The sequence below is a fragment of the Leeuwenhoekiella sp. A16 genome, assembly GCF_047946675.1.
GTDB lineage: Bacteria > Bacteroidota > Bacteroidia > Flavobacteriales > Flavobacteriaceae > Leeuwenhoekiella.
Window position 1 is genome coordinate 2064674 of the sequence record NZ_CP172313.1, and the last position, 15873, is coordinate 2080546.

The 15873-nt window shown below is 37.4% G+C and carries 19 protein-coding genes; 14 read left to right on the forward strand and 5 right to left on the reverse strand.

Going from position 1 to position 15873, the window contains the following annotated elements; translation table 11 throughout:
* Nucleotides 1–77: 77 nt before the first annotated feature.
* The gene (gene brnQ, locus ACH3O9_RS08915; RefSeq protein WP_416446419.1) at nucleotides 78–1376 is read right to left on the reverse strand and encodes a branched-chain amino acid transport system II carrier protein; all 1299 of its coding nucleotides are present in this window, start codon (nucleotides 1374–1376) and stop codon (nucleotides 78–80) included.
* 40 nt (nucleotides 1377–1416) lie between these two features.
* Between brnQ and ACH3O9_RS08920 the strand changes: the two genes are divergently transcribed.
* A complete protein-coding gene (locus tag ACH3O9_RS08920) occupies nucleotides 1417–2196 on the forward strand; it encodes an alpha/beta hydrolase (RefSeq protein WP_416446421.1) in 780 nt (259 codons plus the stop codon).
* A gap of 157 nt (nucleotides 2197–2353) precedes the next feature.
* Complete coding sequence (locus ACH3O9_RS08925; RefSeq protein WP_416446423.1) at nucleotides 2354–2599, forward strand: hypothetical protein; 246 nt, start codon at nucleotides 2354–2356, stop codon at nucleotides 2597–2599.
* Here the strand turns inward: ACH3O9_RS08925 and thiL are convergent.
* The gene (gene thiL / locus ACH3O9_RS08930) at nucleotides 2596–3648 is read right to left on the reverse strand and encodes a thiamine-phosphate kinase (protein ID WP_416446425.1); all 1053 of its coding nucleotides are present in this window, start codon (nucleotides 3646–3648) and stop codon (nucleotides 2596–2598) included. The genes ACH3O9_RS08925 and thiL overlap by 4 nt on opposite strands.
* Before the next feature lie 207 nt (nucleotides 3649–3855).
* On the opposite strand from thiL, the gene ACH3O9_RS08935 reads away from it, so the two are divergent.
* The 11 genes from ACH3O9_RS08935 to ACH3O9_RS08985 all read left to right on the forward strand — a co-directional run bounded on the left by ACH3O9_RS08935 (nucleotide 3856) and on the right by ACH3O9_RS08985 (nucleotide 12368).
* On the forward strand, nucleotides 3856–4185 hold the full coding sequence (locus tag ACH3O9_RS08935) for a HesB/IscA family protein (RefSeq protein ID WP_416446427.1): 330 nt from the start codon (nucleotides 3856–3858) through the stop codon (nucleotides 4183–4185).
* Between the two features lie 63 nt (nucleotides 4186–4248).
* Entirely contained in the window at nucleotides 4249–5694 is a 1446-nt protein-coding gene (sufB, locus tag ACH3O9_RS08940) for a Fe-S cluster assembly protein SufB (protein WP_416446429.1), read from the forward strand.
* 51 nt (nucleotides 5695–5745) lie between these two features.
* A complete protein-coding gene (locus ACH3O9_RS08945) occupies nucleotides 5746–6060 on the forward strand; it encodes a hypothetical protein (protein ID WP_416446431.1) in 315 nt (104 codons plus the stop codon).
* A gap of 35 nt (nucleotides 6061–6095) precedes the next feature.
* Complete coding sequence (sufC, locus tag ACH3O9_RS08950) at nucleotides 6096–6848, forward strand: Fe-S cluster assembly ATPase SufC (RefSeq protein WP_416446433.1); 753 nt, start codon at nucleotides 6096–6098, stop codon at nucleotides 6846–6848.
* 28 nt (nucleotides 6849–6876) lie between these two features.
* Nucleotides 6877–7269 carry a four helix bundle protein gene (locus ACH3O9_RS08955; protein WP_416446435.1) on the forward strand — a complete coding sequence of 131 codons (393 nt, stop codon included), beginning with the start codon at nucleotides 6877–6879 and terminating at the stop codon, nucleotides 7267–7269.
* Between the two features lie 30 nt (nucleotides 7270–7299).
* Nucleotides 7300–8613 carry a Fe-S cluster assembly protein SufD gene (gene sufD / locus ACH3O9_RS08960; RefSeq protein WP_416446437.1) on the forward strand — a complete coding sequence of 438 codons (1314 nt, stop codon included), beginning with the start codon at nucleotides 7300–7302 and terminating at the stop codon, nucleotides 8611–8613.
* 45 nt (nucleotides 8614–8658) lie between these two features.
* Complete coding sequence (locus ACH3O9_RS08965; protein WP_416446439.1) at nucleotides 8659–9897, forward strand: aminotransferase class V-fold PLP-dependent enzyme; 1239 nt, start codon at nucleotides 8659–8661, stop codon at nucleotides 9895–9897.
* 109 nt (nucleotides 9898–10006) lie between these two features.
* Nucleotides 10007–10432, forward strand: coding sequence for a SufE family protein (locus tag ACH3O9_RS08970; protein WP_416446441.1), 426 nt, complete (start codon nucleotides 10007–10009; stop codon nucleotides 10430–10432).
* Nucleotides 10433–10471: 39 nt separating this feature from the next.
* Complete coding sequence (locus ACH3O9_RS08975) at nucleotides 10472–10801, forward strand: DUF59 domain-containing protein (protein WP_416446443.1); 330 nt, start codon at nucleotides 10472–10474, stop codon at nucleotides 10799–10801.
* A 26-nt stretch (nucleotides 10802–10827) separates the two neighbouring features.
* Nucleotides 10828–11334, forward strand: coding sequence for a DUF2480 family protein (locus tag ACH3O9_RS08980; RefSeq protein WP_416446445.1), 507 nt, complete (start codon nucleotides 10828–10830; stop codon nucleotides 11332–11334).
* Nucleotides 11335–11444: 110 nt separating this feature from the next.
* On the forward strand, nucleotides 11445–12368 hold the full coding sequence (locus ACH3O9_RS08985) for a DUF3078 domain-containing protein (protein WP_416446447.1): 924 nt from the start codon (nucleotides 11445–11447) through the stop codon (nucleotides 12366–12368).
* Between the two features lie 212 nt (nucleotides 12369–12580).
* Here ACH3O9_RS08985 and hflX read toward each other — a convergent pair whose 3' ends face one another.
* On the reverse strand, nucleotides 12581–13807 hold the full coding sequence (hflX, locus tag ACH3O9_RS08990; RefSeq protein ID WP_416446449.1) for a GTPase HflX: 1227 nt from the start codon (nucleotides 13805–13807) through the stop codon (nucleotides 12581–12583).
* Nucleotides 13808–13880: 73 nt separating this feature from the next.
* Between hflX and ACH3O9_RS08995 the strand changes: the two genes are divergently transcribed.
* Nucleotides 13881–14828 (forward strand): endonuclease, encoded by a 948-nt coding sequence (locus tag ACH3O9_RS08995; protein WP_416446451.1) that lies wholly within the window; start codon nucleotides 13881–13883, stop codon nucleotides 14826–14828.
* Here the strand turns inward: ACH3O9_RS08995 and ACH3O9_RS09000 are convergent, their stop codons facing one another.
* A complete protein-coding gene (locus tag ACH3O9_RS09000; RefSeq protein ID WP_416446453.1) occupies nucleotides 14829–15098 on the reverse strand; it encodes a DUF1456 family protein in 270 nt (89 codons plus the stop codon).
* A 33-nt stretch (nucleotides 15099–15131) separates the two neighbouring features.
* Nucleotides 15132–15872: a sulfotransferase family protein gene (locus ACH3O9_RS09005; protein WP_416446455.1), complete on the reverse strand. Its 741-nt coding sequence runs from the start codon at nucleotides 15870–15872 to the stop codon at nucleotides 15132–15134.
* Nucleotide 15873: the final 1 nt, after the last annotated feature.

Genomic DNA, 15873 nt, shown 5'->3' on the forward strand with positions numbered 1-15873 from the left:
AGTGTCTTCTTTTATTGATGTGCGGATTTTTAGCAAAATGACCCGTTTTTTCAGCATAAATGCCGATTTTTGGTCACTTATACGAGTTTATCATTCTGATTTTCAGTGGGTAATATGCCATATTCTATTGCAATATTAGCCAGTAATAAGGCCAATAGGGCAGGTAGTGTCCATCCCATGCCATAAGTGCCTAGTGGCATCAAATTTTTAATTGTTTCCAATTGATTTAAACCTAAACTTACCAGAAAATCTGGTATACTAAAAATTATGGTGGTAATAACCACAATTTTAAAAACCCAATGAGAAGTTATTCTTTGGGGTAGTACATTTAATATTATTAAAATTATAGTGACAGGGTAAATGAAGTATAAAGCTGGTACGGCAATAGCGATAATAAAATCTACTTTAAACTGCCCCACAGCCACACCCAACAAGCAGCCTAAAATAGCTGTGATTACATACGCTTTATGAGAGCCTTTAAAAAGCCCTCTTACAAAATCTGCTGTTCCCGTTACAATACCAACAGCAGTTGTAAAGCATGCCAAACCAATAAGTGCAGAAAGCATGATTCTTCCGCCAGAACCTAAGGTGTCATAACTTATAAATGAAAGTAATTCTGTACGTGTGTTTAAGGTGGGTTCGGCACTGTAAATTGCTCCTGCATAAATAAGCCCTGCGTAAATACAAAAAAGTGCGAGTCCTGCCAAGATTCCGCCTTGAGCGATCAGTTTTCTCTTATGCGCATAATCTGTATAATTCTTTAAGTTGAGCGAAATAATAACAACTGCACCCACGACCACGGCGCCAATGGCATCAAAGGTTTGGTACCCTTCCAGAACTCCCCCTGTAAAGGTGCTTTTAAGGGGCTCGATAGATCTGGCAGGTGAACCGCCAACTGCCGCTACGCCTATAATCATGACAAGGATCATTATTAAAAACGGAGTTAAATACTTACCTATTATATTTAAAAGTTTAGATCGATTTAGAACAAAAAGTAAAACCAGCCCAAAGTATAGAGCGCTAAATGTGAGTGAGCTCCATTCAAGATAAGGCTGAACGCCCATTTCATAGGTGACAGAAGCTGTGCGCGGTGCTGGTAATGAGATCGAGATTAGATAAACAATAATGCAATAAATAAGACTAAAGACAGGATGTACTTTGTTACCAAAATCAAGCATCGTGCCTTGTAGGCGTGCATGAGCCACAATACCCAGAATTGGTATAATAACTGCTGAAGTTGCAAAACCTAAAGTAACCCAGATCCAGTTCTCGCCCGCGCTGTAACCCAATAGAGGCGGCAAAATAAGGTTGCCGGCTCCAAAGAAGAGTGAGAAAAGCGCAAAAGCGGTAATGTAGGTTTCTTTGGTAAGTTTCATGTACAACAAGTATCTTTCGAAGCAGAAAAGATAAGATAAAATGATATTAGCCTATAAGGGAAAACAACTATTTTATGAAGATAAAGGTTCAGGGCCTGTAACTGTTTTGTTACACGGGTTTCTGGAAAATCACAAAATGTGGAATGATATTATTACACATTTTATGCCTTCTAATCGTTTTATACTTTTAGATCTTCCCGGGCATGGGCAAAGTGAGGTTCTTGATGGGGTGAATTCTATGCATGTCATAGCAGAGGCGATTCATTTGCTTTTAGAAACACTTCAGGTAAAAAGTGTTTTTCTCGCTGGTCATTCTATGGGTGGTTATGTAGCTTTAGCTTTCGCGAAAGCATATCCCGCTATGGCAAATGGTGTTTTGCTGCTAAATTCTACTCCGCACGGGGATACTCCAGAACGTAAAAAATTACGTGCTCATGGTGTCAAGGTTGCTGCAAAAAATTACGTTGCTCTGGTAAGTATGTCTGTGGCTAATTTATTTTCTCAAGAGAGTAATTCCAGGTTTAGAGATAAAATTCTAATTACAAAACAGGAAGCTTTACAAACTCCATTAGCCGGTTACATTGCAGGTCAACAGGGAATGATGAATCGCGAAGATCTTTCAGATTTTTGGAAGAATTCTAAAATGAAGAAAGGGATGTTGCTCGGGTCTCAGGATACGCTGCTTAATGCAGAGAATTTATATATCGAATTTAGTGACTTTAATGTCGAGGTAAAACGTGTTGAGGGAGGGCATATGTCGCAGATAGAGAATGTGAATGACTGTGTACAAATGTTGAAATGGTTGATCGCAGAATATTAAAATCGGGTATTTTATAGGAAAAATCGTTCAAAATTAAGCGGATTTTTAACTGAATTATGTTAAATTTTAGATTTTTAACGCTTTTAAACTGATTTTATGTTCTTTTATCGGATTTTCTTATTAAATTTAATTTTCAATAATAAGTTATCCCTAAATCATGATCAAACAATTGAACCACACAAACACCCCTTCACACAAATTAACTTGTCGTTTATTTGGCCATAAGTACAAGCTTATAAAGCAATACAAATCTAATCATCGTGAGTACGAGTGCTGTAATTGCAAAAGCCAGTTTACATTAGATGATGAAGGCACTTTAACTCCTCTAACTTCTAAACTGAGAAATATAAACGAGATTATGGAAAAGTTCTACATTAAGAGACAGGAGCGTCAACACGCCTAATCTTCATCTTTTAGCGCATTCCACCCTCGGGCGACTATAGGAACAAGTGTGTTTCCTCGTGTTACTAGATCCATACCTTCTTTTTCGTCTACCATGTGACCAATAATAGAAAGATGTGGATTAGCCTTTATCTTTTCAAAGTCTGTTTGTGGTATAGTAAAAAGCAGCTCATAATCCTCACCGCCGCTTAAAGCGACCGTTGTGCTGTCAAGATTAAATTCTTCACACGCGCTAATTAATTGCGGGTCTAGAGGTATCTTTTCTTCATACAATCTGCAACCTATTTGTGATTGTTTGCATAGATGTATAATTTCAGAAGAAAGTCCGTCACTTATATCGATCATAGAAGTAGGTTGAACTTCTAATTTCTCGAGTAATTCAATAATATCTTTACGCGCTTCAGGTTTTAACTGGCGCTCTATAAGATATGCGTAAGGTTCCAGATCTGGCTGCGCATTAGGATTTACTTTATAGACCTCTTTTTCTCTGTTTAAGATTTGCAAGCCCATATATGCCCCGCCTAAATCACCAGACACAACAAGTAAGTCACCCACTTTCGCTCCGTCTCTCCTCACAATTTTTTCAGGAGCCGCAGTACCTATAGCTGTCACGCTAATGAGAAGTCCGGTCGTGCTAGATGTTGTATCTCCGCCTACTACATCAATATTGTAAATTCCGGCTGCTAGTTCTATTCCTGCGTAAAGCTCTTCAAGTGCCTCAAGCGGAAATCTGTTTGAAACAGCGATCGAAACTATCACCTGAGTAGCTTCAGCATTCATGGCATAAACATCAGACAGGTTTACCATAATTGCTTTGTAACCCAGATGCTTTAAAGGCATGAAGCTAAGATCAAAATGTACGCCTTCTACTAAGAGATCGCTCGTTACAACGATTTGTTTTTCACTATGTTCTAAGACAGCGGCATCATCGCCAATTCCCTTAATAGTGGTTTTGTGCTTATTAGTAAAATTTTTGGTCAGGTGATCTATTAAGCCAAACTCTCCTAATTCACTAAGTGAAGTACGTGATTGATCTTTATTTTCAAACATATCTTTTATTTGGGTGCAAAGTTAAGCTGATTTATAGAAACAAGACAGAATGCGATTCAAAAATGAAAATGCCAGATGTATAGATTGCTTCTATGATTGGCTAATGCCGTAATATTCTTAAGCTATCAAACTATAAGATAGTTTAATGTAAGGAAGGGTGGTAAAACCCTACTTATTTGGTATATTTGCCGATAATTTAAATGCATTATGATTAAAGTAAGTGAAGACGCAAAAAAAAGGATAGCTGTCCTTATGAGTGAGGATGGTTATGATGCTACCGTAGACTATGTGAGAGTAGGTGTTAAGAGTGGCGGTTGCTCTGGTTTATCTTATGAATTAAAATTTGATAAACAAGCTGCTGAAGAAGATAAACTCTTTGAAGACAATGATATAAAGCTAATCGTAGATAAACGTAGTTTTCTCTATCTAATAGGCACAACCTTAGAATTTAGCGGTGGTCTTAACGGGAAGGGATTTGTTTTTAATAATCCTAATGCTCAGCGCACGTGCGGATGCGGTGAGAGTTTCTCACTTTAAAATTTTTTAAACCATTAATTAAGTCTGATCAATAATTTTTTGATCAGAAATATAATTTTACATATGGCTTATACAGAAGAAGATTTACAGAAAGAATTAGCTACTAAAGAATATAAGTACGGTTTCTATACAGATATAGAATCTGATACGTTTCCTGTAGGTCTAAACGAAGATATAGTAAGGGCAATCTCTTTGAAAAAAGAAGAGCCTGAATGGATGACAGAGTGGAGGCTTGAAGCTTTTCGCCACTGGCAAACTATGAAAGAGCCAGAATGGGCTAATGTGCATTATGAAAAGCCTAATTTTCAAAATATATCATATTACTCTGCTCCTTCTAAAAAACCCAAATATGACAGTCTTGATGAGGTAGATCCTGAATTGCTGGACACTTTTAAAAGACTTGGTATCTCTATAGATGAGCAAAAGAAATTAGCTGGTGTTGCTGTAGATGTTGTGATGGATTCTGTTTCTGTGGCGACAACTTTTAAAAAGACGCTGGGTGAAAAAGGAATTATTTTCTGCTCGATCTCTGAGGCAATAAAAAATCACCCGGAGTTAGTTAAGAAATATCTCGGTTCTGTGGTTCCACAGAGGGATAACTTTTATGCAGCATTAAACTCTGCTGTATTTAGCGATGGTTCATTTTGTTATATTCCAAAAGGTGTAAGATGCCCTATGGAATTATCAACATATTTTCGTATTAATCAGGCGGGAACAGGTCAATTTGAGCGTACGCTGGTTGTTGCAGACGCAGGTAGTTATGTGAGTTATCTTGAAGGTTGTACAGCGCCATCACGTGATGAAAACCAATTGCATGCTGCAGTGGTAGAATTAATCGCGCTAGATGATGCAGAAATAAAATATTCTACAGTACAGAACTGGTATCCTGGTAATGCCGAAGGAAAAGGTGGGGTTTATAATTTTGTAACCAAAAGAGGGCTTTGTGAGAAAAACGCAAAAATCTCGTGGACACAAGTAGAAACCGGAAGCGCAGTAACCTGGAAATATCCTAGCTGTGTGCTTAAAGGTGATAACTCAATAGGTGAGTTTTATTCTATCGCTGTTACAAATAACTTTCAGCAGGCAGATACAGGGACAAAGATGATTCATTTGGGTAAAAACACCCGAAGCACAATTATATCTAAAGGTATTTCAGCAGGAAAATCTCAAAACAGCTATCGAGGTTTAGTTCAGATTAACAGCAGGGCAGAGAATGCACGTAACTTTTCGCAATGTGATTCTCTATTAATGGGGAATGAATGTGGTGCACATACTTTTCCCTATATCGAGGCAAAAAATAAATCAGCCAGAGTTGAGCATGAGGCTACCACAAGTAAAATAGGTGAAGACCAGATATTTTATTGTAATCAGCGCGGTATTGATACTGAGAAGGCGATCGCGTTGATTGTTAATGGTTTTAGTAAAGAAGTGCTAAATAAATTGCCAATGGAATTTGCAGTTGAAGCTCAAAAATTATTAGAAATTTCTCTTGAAGGTTCAGTTGGTTAAATGAAGAAGGCGCTTAAAATTATATGTGCTACATTGTTAATTACAGCTTTTTTGAGTTGTAAAAATGAAGATGAAAAAAGAATTGATGGTGAGTTCATATACACAGATGAAGCTGCTGTTATAAAAGGAGATAGTTTTATTTATGGTGTAAAACAGGATGAAATGGCTAAGAAATTAGTACATCAGACTGCAGGTTATAAGAACAGCGATTACGATATGGTGCCGGTTATAGTTAAGGCTGTAATAACACCAAAACCGGCAGGACAACAGGGATGGGATAGCATTGTTGCTATTAAAGAGATCATCGCTGTTATGCATCCTAAAAAAGATCAGGGTGTAGAAGTAGAATATAAAAAAGAAGATTAAAACAGATGCCGCTTAGCGGGATAAGCATTTATACTATGTTAGAAGTAAAAGATTTAAAAGCAGGAATAGAAGGTAAGAAGATTCTTAAAGGTATCAACCTAAAAGTAAACGCAGGAGAAGTTCATGCTATCATGGGTCCTAACGGTTCAGGAAAAAGTACTTTATCATCTGTAATAGCGGGTAAGGAAGAGTATGCCGTTACAATGGGCGATATCTTTCTTGAAGGAGAATCTATATTAGAATTAGATGCTGAAGAAAGAGCACACAAAGGCGTTTTTCTTTCTTTTCAATACCCTGTGGAAATCCCTGGAGTTTCAGTTACTAATTTTATCAAGACAGCAATAAATGAGACGCGTAAGGCAAAAGGTCTGGAAGATATGCCTGCCAGCGAAATGCTAAAACTCATTCGTGAAAAGTCTGAATTACTTGAGATAGATCGTAAATTTTTATCGCGCTCTCTTAATGAAGGTTTTTCCGGAGGAGAGAAAAAGCGTAACGAGATCTTTCAAATGGCGATGCTTGAGCCAAAGCTGGCTATTCTAGACGAGACAGATTCTGGTCTTGATATTGATGCTTTGCGTATTGTAGCAAATGGTGTCAATAAATTAAAGACTCCGGAAAATGCGGTTATCGTGATAACACACTATCAAAGATTGCTTGAGTATATCGTGCCAGATTTTGTTCATGTGATGGTAGATGGTAAGATCGTTAAATCTGGCGGTAAAGAATTGGCTTACGAACTAGAAGAAAAAGGTTACGACTGGGTTAAAGCTGAGCTTACGGCGTAGTGATAATGTTTAAAGCTTAAGGTTCAAAGTGGCTACTGTACAAAGGTTTGAAGATTTAGAAGTATGGCAAAATTCACGAGAACTTCCAAAACTTGTGATTGGTCTTGTTCAAAGAACCGATCTCAAAAGCAACTTTAAACTTAGAGACCAGATCATGGCTTCATCCGGCAGCGTAATGGATAATATTGCTGAAGGGTTTGAGCGAAATGGAAATCTTGAATTCCGGCAATTTCTTTCAATAGCTAAAGGGTCTGCGGGAGAAACGCGATCTCAGCTTTATAGAATTTATGACTGGGATTATATAACAAAAGAAGAACTAGATGATTTAGTAAGCAGATGTGAAGCGATAAGTAAGCGCATCTCAAGTTTTATTAATTATCTCAACAATTCAGAATTAAAAGGTTCAAAGTTTAAAAAATAACATTAAACCTTGAACATTAAATTAACGAGTATGAACTTAAAAGATAAATTACTTTCCTCTTACCTGGCTTTTCAGGAGAACTTAGATATGGATACAGATATTCATACTTTAAGAGATAAGGCTATAAAAACTTTTGAGGAAAAAGGTTTTCCTACAAAAAAGGAAGAAGCCTGGAAGTATACTTCGCTAAACAGTGTTTTAAAAAATGATTATAGTCTTTTTCCTAAAAAGGAAGATGCTATAGAGTTTAATGATGTGAAGAAGTATTTTCTTCATGATATTGATTCTTATAAAATCGTTTTTATAGATGGTATTTACAGTTCATACCTTTCTGAAACTACACATGACGGGATGGATATTTGCTTGCTGAGCTCTGCTTTGACAAAATCAAAGTTCAAGCCGGTTATTGATGTATATTTCAATAAAATAGCTCCTGAGGACAGTTTAACTTCTTTAAATACCGCTTTCGCGAAAGAAGGCGCATACATATATATTCCTAAAAGTAAAGCTGCTCAAAAACCTATTCAGATTATTCATCTTGCAACTGGTAACGAAGCTAGTTTGATGTTGCAACCACGTAATCTAATTGTGGTTGAAGAAAACAGCGAAGTTCAAATAATTGAGCGTCACCAAAGCCTTACTGAAAATGCTGTATTGACCAACTCGGTTACTGAAATTTTCGCTGGCAAGCGTGCAAATATTGATTATTACAAGATTCAGAACGATAAATCAAACGCTTCACTTATAGACAATACGCATATCGATCAACATGATGATAGCGAAGTTTCAGTACATACCTTCTCCTTTGGAGGAAAATTGACCAGAAACAACTTGAACTATTATCAAAATGGTGAGCATATCAATTCTATTTTAAAAGGTGTAACGATCATAGAAGATAAGCAACATGTAGATCACAATACATTGGTGCATCACAAGCAACCTAACTGCGAAAGCCATCAGGATTACAAAGGTATTTTTGATGAAAGTTCTACAGGTGTATTTAATGGTAAGATCATAGTAGATCGTATTGCTCAAAAAACAAATGCTTATCAGGCTAATAATAACATACTTATTAGCGATAAAGCGACCATCAACTCAAAACCTCAACTAGAGATCTTTGCAGATGATGTGCGTTGTTCACATGGTTGTACAATAGGCCAACTTGATGAAACTGCTTTATTCTACATGCGCTCACGCGGAATTGGAAAAAAAGAAGCAAGAGCGTTGTTGATGTACGCTTTTGCCAATAATGTTTTAGAGAGTGTCAAAATTCCACAATTAAAGGCCAGAATAACAAAACTTATAGCAGACAAAATAGGTGTAAATATTGGTTTCGACGTTTAAAAATCGGACTCAAACCCTATAAAATCGCCCAAAAACAGATCATTTATGGCTATTGCTACCGCAAATAAAACTTTTGATGTTGCGAGTATTCGCAAGGATTTCCCTATTCTTAAGCGCGAAGTTAACGGCCAGCCACTTGTATATTTTGATAATGCTGCGACTTCACAAACTCCGCAGCAGGTTATTGATGTAATCGTTGATTATTATAGCAATTATAACGCAAATATTCACAGAGGTGTGCACGCGCTTTCGCAGGAAGCTACAGATGCTTATGAGCAGGCACGACAAAAAGTGCAAAAGCATTTTAATGCACAACATCCTTATGAGGTAATCCTTACTTCAGGAACGACGCATAGTATAAATATAGTTGCATCGGGATTTGCAGACCTGCTGGCGAAAGGAGATGAGATTCTTGTTTCTGCAATGGAGCATCATTCTAACATTGTGCCATGGCAAATGCTTGCTGAAAAGTGTGGCGCAGTATTGAAGGTGGTTCCTATGCTTCCCAGCGGGGAACTTGATATGGATGCTTTTAGCGACTTACTTTCAGATAAAGTAAAACTTGTTTTTGTAAATCATGTAAGTAACGCTCTGGGAACGGTCAATCCTATAAAAGAAATAATCAAACAAACACATGCCGCAGGTGGCGCCGTTTTAATAGATGGGGCTCAGGCAGCACCACATATTAAAGCAGATGTTCAGGATCTTGATGTAGATTTTTATGTTGCTTCAGCGCATAAAATGTGTGGCCCAACAGGAGTTGGTATGCTTTACGGTAAGGAGGAATGGCTTACTAAACTTCCTCCATATCAGGGTGGAGGCGAGATGATAGATCAGGTGACTTTCGCCAAAACAACTTATGCAGGTTTACCGCATAAATTTGAAGCAGGAACACCCAATATTTGTGGTGGTATCGCCTTTGGTGCAGCTTTAGATTATATGAATAGTATCGGCTTTGATACTATTGCAGAATATGAACATGAGTTGCTGATTTATGCTACAGAAAAACTGAAGCAGATAGAAAACCTCAAAATTTATGGGGAAGCCAAAGAAAAAACAGCGGTCATTTCTTTCAACGTAGGTTCTATTCATCCGTATGATATTGGTACAATTCTCGACAAATTAGGTATTGCAGTGCGCACGGGTCACCATTGCGCACAGCCAATAATGGATTATTATAAAATTCCGGGAACGGTGCGCGCTTCTTTTGCTTTTTACAATACTAAAGCAGAAATAGATAGTTTTATAACTGCTTTAGAACGAGCAGTCGCTATGTTGAGTTAAGCTTCTTTTTTTGATTTTTAAATCCTTAAATTTATACCGATTAATTATATTAAAAAGCTGATTTTTATAATCTAAAGGTTAGTTTTTTACACATTGTAAGACAAATTTAATGAGCACTATAAAAGAGATTCAGGAAGAGATAGTAGATGAGTTTGCGATGTTTGACGACTGGATGCAGCGTTATGAATACATGATAGATCTGGGCAAATCGCTACCTTTAATTGATGAAAAATATAAAACTGAAGAATACATAATAAAAGGCTGCCAGAGCAAGGTTTGGGTGCATGCAGATATGAAAGATGGTAAAGTCGCGTTTACGGCAGATAGTGATGCGATAATTACAAAAGGGATAATTGCTATTCTTATACGCACATTTTCAAATCAGCCGCCGCAGGCTATTCTTGATGCAGACACGTCTTTTATTGATGAGATAGGTCTAAAAGAGCATTTGTCACCCACGCGTGCAAATGGTCTTGTAAGTATGATCAAACAAATAAAACTATACGCTGTGGCCTACCAGACACAGTTAAACTAACAGGCATCAGAAATTTTTCTATGCATAATTCTTTTTAAGATGAGTGAGACAACAGAAATAGATACAAAAGAACTTGGCGAAAAAATCGTACGAGTACTTAAGACAATTTATGATCCTGAAATCCCTGTAGATATTTATGAACTCGGTCTTATTTACGATGTATTTGTAAATGAAGATTATGAGACTAAAATATTAATGACATTAACTACTCCTAACTGCCCGGTTGCAGAAACGTTACCTGTCGAAGTTGAAGAAAAGGTAAAGAGTATAGAGTTGGTTAAAGATTGTGAAGTAGAAATTACTTTTGATCCACCGTGGACGCAGGATCTAATGAGCGACGAGGCAAAACTTGAACTAGGTTTGCTTTAAGCTAAAGTAAAATTATTTTATTTTCTATGGAAGATTTAGAGATTGTAAACCGAGTCGCAAATAGTAAGCTTATCACTTTTAACCTTGAGGATCTATATCCTAATGGGGAGCGAGTCATGCTCGATATTTCGCAGTGGTTGTATGAGGGGATGATCCTAAGAGAAAAAGACTTTCGCGAAAGCTTAAAAAATCACAACTGGGAGCAGTATACTAACGCTTATGTTGCCTTACATTGCAGCGCAGATGCTATCATTCCCGCATGGGCATATATGCTTGTTACTACATATCTCGATGTGGCAAAACAAGTGATTGTGGGAGATCGTGACCAACTGGAAACTGTACTTTATACACAGATCATAAATTCATTAGATGTTTCTAAGTATGAGGATCAATATATTATTGTAAAAGGATGCTCAAACAAGCCGGTACCACAAAACGCTTATATTCTGCTTGTACAAAAACTTCAGCCGGTGGTCAAAAACCTCATGTTTGGCGAGGCGTGTTCTTCTGTGCCTTTATTTAAGAAAAAATAACTCAGGTCGGTTTTTTGCTGCTTTTAACCGATTTTCATCAAGTTTTTCCGATTTGTAATATGACTAAAAGATATGCGGTATCTTTGATGTCTCAAAAAATCTAGACAATCATGAAGAAAATTATTTTGCTTGTGGCTTTGCTATTTGCCTCATTTACTTATGCGCAATCTGAAGCCGAACTGAAGGCAGCAAAAGCAGAAAAAAAGGATTCTATCGCTCAGATACAATCTCGGGTTAATGCCATACAATCTAAAATAGACGCATTACCAGGCTGGAAGTTTGGTGCTTTTGGTACAATAGGTTTTAATACTTCAAACTTTAATAACTGGTACTCTCAGGGTTCACCTAATGTCTCTTCCGGGAATATAGGTTTTACTGTTAACGGTTTTGCTAATTTAAAAGAAGAAAAATATTTCTGGCGTAACTCAGGTAATATTAACCTGGCTTGGGTAAAATTTGATGATAAAGACGATCCTAATGATGATGATGGCTACAGAGAGTCTACAGATGTTTTTAATATTTCAACGCTTTATGGCTATAACTTGACTGAAAAGTTGGCCATTTCTGCTTTAGCAGAATACAGAACAACTATACTTGACAATTTTAATGATCCCGGTTATTTGGATCTGGGTGTGGGTGCTACCTGGACACCGGTTACTAATCTTGTTGTAGTGGTTCATCCTTTTAACTACAATTTCGTTTTTAGCAAAGGAGATAATATTTATGAATCTTCTGCCGGGGCTAAGGTACTTGTTGATTATACCAGACAAATAGGAGCAATTAGTTTTAAGTCTAATCTATCTGCGTTTCAAAGCTATAAATCATCAGATTATTCAAACTTCACGTGGATAAACTCTGCCAACTATAAATTGTGGAAGGCGATAGGAGTAGGTTTTGAATTCGGTTTAAGAGGAAACAAACAGGAAGCGCTTGATTATGCCATCAATACAGAAGGTATGACTAATGCTACTTTTGACAATGTAGATAATGACCTGCAAACATACTGGCTTTTAGGACTGACTTACAATTTCTAAAAACCGCTGAAATCAATTAAAAACCCCCGATTTTGATATCAAAATCGGGGGTTTTTGTATTTAGCATCTAGTACAAACTAAATTTATTTCAGGGTCTCACTGCATATTTGCTAATAAGATTACTATGTGATGCTGAAACGACACTTCGACAAGCTCAGTGTGACAATTCAGCATGACGAGGAAACAATACTATTATCGCATAAATGACTTACTTACTCTTCTTCATCTCCTTCGTAAAGGTCATATTCAGGATACAGAAAGTTGTTGTAAGGAAAGCGGGTAATATGAATTTCGCGTACGCGTTCATATACTTTCTTGCGAAAAGCTTCCATGTTATCTTTGTTAATAGCCGAAATAAAAATCGCATCGCCGTTTAATCTGGCCATCCATGTGCGTTTCCATTCTTCAAGAGTAAAATGTTCGCTGGTTTTTTCGGTTACCAGATCATCTTCATCTATAGTTTTGTGAGTATACGCATCAATTTTATTAAACACCATTAATGTGGGTTTATCAGCACTTTTAATTTCGTCAAGAATCTGATTAACAGATGCGATATGATCTTCAAAATTAGGATGGGAGATATCAACTACATGAAGGAGTAAATCTGCCTCACGTACCTCGTCAAGTGTGCTTTTAAAAGATTCTACTAATTGCGTAGGTAGTTTTCTAATAAAACCTACCGTATCACTCAATAGAAAGGGAAGATTGCGTATCACTACTTTTCGCACTGTAGTGTCAAGCGTAGCAAAAAGCTTATTTTCTGCAAAAACGTCACTTTTGCTTATTACATTCATCAATGTTGATTTCCCAACATTGGTATAACCTACAAGAGCAACACGTACGAGCGCACCACGGTTACCGCGTTGTACTTCCTGCTGCTTATCTATTTTCTCTATTTTCTTTTTTAGCAATGAGATACGATCACGCACGATACGTCTATCAGTCTCGATTTCAGTTTCCCCGGGACCGCGCATCCCAATACCACCACGCTGGCGCTCAAGGTGAGTCCACATACCGGCAAGTCTGGGTAATAGATATTCATATTGCGCCAACTCAACCTGAGTGCGCGCATAACTTGTTTGAGCGCGTTGTGCAAAAATATCAAGGATCAGGTTTGTCCTGTCTATGATCTTACACTTTAGTAAGCGTTCTATATTCTTCTGCTGGGCAGGGCTTAATTCATCATCAAAGATTACCGTGCTCACGTCATATTGATCTACGTAGGCTTTTACCTCTTCCATTTTACCTGTACCTATAAAAGTTTTAGGATTAGGTTTGTCCATCTTCTGTGTAAAACGTTTTAGAACTTCGCCACCAGCAGTGTAAGCGAGAAATTCTAATTCGTCCAGATATTCCGTCATCTTTTCTTCGTCCTGATATTGAGTTATCAGACCAATGAGTACCGCTTTTTCGTAATCTAAATTAGTTTCTTCTATCATAAAAATTAATGAACTGCAAAGGTAGGGAATTGGTTCCTAAGCTTTTCTTAAATTAGCACACTAACACTTTTTCATGCCCATTGCTAAACTTGCCGTTGCCTTTTACAATCTAGAAAACCTTTTTGATACAATTGATGACCCAAACATACTAGATGATGATTTTACGCCCAACGGCGATTTAAAGTGGAATGATAGCCGCTACGCGAAAAAGCTGAGAAAACTAAGTGAAGTCATATCGCAGTTGGGGCAGGAAGATACTAACCAAATGCCAAGTCTTGTGGGCGTGGCCGAAGTTGAGAACAAAAAAGTGCTGCAAGATTTAATTAACCAAAACAAACTCCAGGAAGGAGATTATGATTTTGTGCATTATAACTCACCTGATGAACGTGGAATAGATACAGCATTATTATACCGTAAAACAGATTTTGAAGTTATAAGTTCTGAAGCGATAACGCTTTATGTTGAGAACGACCCGGGAGTGCGTGATTTTACAAGAGATATCTTATATGTGAAAGGTAAACTGAAAGGTATAGAAGTTCATATTCTTGTAAATCACTGGCCTTCCCGCCATCAGGGAGCAGAAACTACCGAATATAAACGGGTAATTGCGGGCCAAAAAAATCGGGAAATTGTGGATAAAATCAGGCAAAATGACCCCAATTCCCGCATTATCGTTATGGGTGATTTTAATGATAATCCACATAGTGAAGCGGTGAAGACACATCTTGTACAAACCGATTTGTATAACCCAATGGTGTTTTTACTCACGCGATATGAAGGTTCACTTAACCACAAATTCAATTGGTATCTTTTTGACCAGATCATTTTGTCTAATAACTGGATGAAAGCTTACGACAATGAGCTGGAGTATGTCAAATCAGATATTTTTAATGAGTATGCACTAACCGAATACGATGGTAAATACAAAGGCAATCCTTTTCGCACTTACGCAGGTGATAATTATCTGGGAGGTTACAGTGATCACTTCCCGGTGTATACCATTTTTAAATTTAAAGAATAACTAAGATTTTTCCGGCTTTCCTTTCGCTTTAGCGGGTTTCTTAGGAGGCATAGGGCCACGTAAGTGAATAATGAGTCCGTCAAGAAAATTGCGTAAAAACTGGTCACCGCATTCTACATATTTAGGATGATTTTCATTTCTGAAAATCGCACCCAATTCACTTTTTGAGACATTAAAATCTGCCAGCTTGCATATTTTCACAATATCATCATCACGTAGTTTATGCGCTACACGTAATTTTTTAAAGACATCATTGTTTGTAAGACCCATGTTGCAAAGGTATCTATTCCTGCTGAATATCTTTTAAGCAATAATCAATACTAAGGCGTAAATTATAAGTAGCGCTAGTAGAGCGGCACCAGCCAAAATAAAATAGGCTCCCTTTGTAAGTCCTGCCAGTGTCTTTTTAATTTCCGCACGGTCGTTAACATTTGGGAAGTCTGTTGCAGGTATAGGAACTTTAAGAAAATTACATAAAGGTTCCCAGCCTTGATCTACTGTAAATATAAGTAGTTTATCTGGTGGGACATTCGCTTTTACTTCCTGTACATGGTGATTATAACGATCTATGGCTTTTTGTTTATTAGTCATCGTGCCTTGATGAGATCTTCCCCAGATTAGCTTTTTAGACATATTGCCAAACTTTCTCATAAAGGGGACTACAGCCTGCATTACTTTAAACTGCCACATACTTTCTGTAAAGTAAATTGTATCTATGGTACTTTCATACCAGGCGTCGGCACCGCGTGGGTGTAAGGTTAGAAGAACCTTGGCATCAGGGTAGGCTATAAAAAGCTCTTTCCAGACGCAACAGGCGGGATTGTCAACCGCAGCGGTGTAATTAGCAAAAACAGTTTCCCAATTGTGCTGCTCACCGGCAGGAGTATTAGCTACTTTATTCCAGAAATTGATGTGAGATTTATTTTCTTTTTTAAGAAGTATTTCTGCCATATGATAGCAGGGAAAACCTAACTCATTGAGAGCTGTAAAAGTTGACATGGTCCCGGTTCTACCGTATCCCGCACCTATTATCTGCAGGCTCATG